The sequence below is a fragment of the Psychrobacter sp. 1Y4 genome (assembly GCF_051847555.1).
This window is the reverse complement of sequence record NZ_JBPYDE010000491.1, coordinates 1-740: the sequence shown is the minus strand read 5'-3', so window position 1 is coordinate 740 and position 740 is coordinate 1. Positions and strand designations below refer to the sequence as shown.

The 740-nt window shown below is 48.4% G+C and carries 1 protein-coding gene; it reads right to left on the bottom strand.

The genetic code is table 11. The annotated features are described in order from the left end of the window. The coding region (gene metK / locus ACS8FC_RS17145) for a methionine adenosyltransferase (RefSeq protein ID WP_439297673.1) at nucleotides 1–740 on the bottom strand (740 nt) is incomplete at both ends.

The following is a 740-nucleotide window of genomic DNA, read 5'->3' as shown; positions in this document are numbered from 1 at the left end:
CAATCGCGTAGCTCACTTGTACTTCACAGCGATCAGCAAGACCTGCTGCGACGATGTTTTTGGCCACATAACGTACGGCATAAGCAGCACTACGATCTACTTTTGAGGGATCTTTACCACTAAAAGCGCCGCCACCATGACGCGCCATGCCGCCGTAAGTATCAACGATGATTTTACGACCCGTCAAACCTGCATCACCAACTGGACCGCCAATGACGAACTTACCTGTTGGATTGATATGGTAGCGTGTACCCGCATGTAATAGGTCAGCTGGGAGTACTTGCTTAATGATAGACTCCATCACTGCTTCTTGTAGATCAGACTGCGCAATACTTGGGTCATGCTGTGTGGATAGTACAACAGCATCGATAGCGACAGGACGGTTGCCATCATATTTTAAGGTTACCTGCGCTTTGGCATCGGGACGTAACCATGGTAGCTCGCCTGCACGGCGCAGCTCAGATTGACGCTCCATCAAACGATGGGCATATTCAATAGGGGCTGGCATCAATACATCAGTTTCATTACTGGCGTAACCAAACATTAAACCTTGGTCACCTGCACCTTGCTCTTCAGGATCGCTACGATCGACACCTTGCGCGATTTCAGGAGATTGCTTACCTAGCATGTTGATGACGGCACAAGTCTCGCCATCAAACCCTAAATCTGAATGATGATAGCCAATACCATTAACCGTATCACGAACCAAACGCTCTAAATCGATGTTTGCTGTTGTGGTG